Origin of the sequence: Melaminivora alkalimesophila, from assembly GCF_000282995.1 — a bacterium.
GTDB classification, from domain to species: Bacteria; Pseudomonadota; Gammaproteobacteria; order Burkholderiales; family Burkholderiaceae_C; genus Melaminivora; species Melaminivora alkalimesophila.
This window is the reverse complement of the sequence record NZ_ALEE01000255.1, coordinates 1-1,075: the sequence shown is the minus strand read 5'-3', so window position 1 is coordinate 1,075 and position 1,075 is coordinate 1. Positions and strand designations below refer to the sequence as shown.

1 protein-coding gene and 1 pseudogene are annotated in these 1,075 nt (G+C 72.5%); both read right to left on the bottom strand.

All coding sequences use genetic code 11. The annotated features are described in order from the left end of the window. The coding region (locus A612_RS04650) for a YoaK family protein (RefSeq protein WP_019373378.1) at positions 1-711 on the bottom strand (711 nt) is incomplete at its 3' end. A gap of 6 nt (positions 712-717) precedes the next feature. Beyond that, positions 718-1,075, bottom strand: a pseudogene (gene glcE, locus A612_RS17315) (glycolate oxidase subunit GlcE); the annotation flags it as partial.

The following is a 1,075-nucleotide window of genomic DNA, read 5'->3' as shown; positions in this document are numbered from 1 at the left end:
CGGCGGCAGCGACAGCCCCAGCAGCAGCGAGGCCTGCGGAACCACCCAGACGAAGCCCACGTACTTGAAGCCCGCCGCGCCCACCACGCCGCCCACCACGAACAGCAGCAGCAGGCTGGCAAACAGCTGCGCCCGCTCGCGGTTGGCGCGCACGCGGCCGGCCGGGGGCGTGCCTGGGCGGTTCGGGTAGAGCATCTTGCCCAGCTCCATCCCCAGGTCGGTGACCACGCCCGTCATGTGCGTGGTGCGGATCTGCGCCGAACTCATCTTCGTGACCACGGCATTTTGCAGCCCCATCATGTAGGCCAGCAACAGCACCGTCAGCGGCACGGCGAAGGGCGTCGGCCATTGCATGGTCAGCGCGCCCAGCAGCCCGAACAGCAGCATCAACAGCGCCTCCAGCAGCAGCGGCAGCGCATAGCTGCTGCACAGGCGCCGGCGCCGCGCCCAGTTGACCAGAATCGCCGTGGTGCCCGCGCCCGACATGAAGGCCCACAGGGCTCCGACGGCCGCCAGCACCAGCCCGATCTCGCCCAGCACCAGGCTGTCGGCCAGCGTGGCGAGAAAACCCGTCATGTGCGAGGTGTACATGTGCACCGCCATGAAGCCGCCGGCGTTCATCGCCCCGGCGTTGAAGGCCAGCATCAGCCCGAGCGCGCGGTTGGTCGCCCGCGTGCGGTGGCGCGCCGTCAGGTGGCGCAGCACGCGCATGCGCCCTCACTCCCCGGCAGCGCCGGCGCGGAAGATGCCGGCCGGGTCGAAGGCCGCTTCCAACCGTTGCTCGATGGCCTGCAGCGCCGGCTCGCGTGCAGGGGGCGCCGCCTCCAGCACGCCCCCGGCCGCCGGACGGAACAGCTCCGCATGGCCGCCCACCGATTGGGCCAGGGCCTGCAGCGCCGACCCATGGCCGGGCTCCACCCAGACCCAGCGCTGGCCGCCGTGCCACTCCACCAGCGGCGGCGCCACGCCCGCGGGCAGCGCCAACACCGGCGCCGTCTGCGGCACCGACAGGCGCCACAGCGACATTCCAGGTGCGCGGTCGGCGAACCATGGCAGGTGCTGGTCGCGGCAGGCC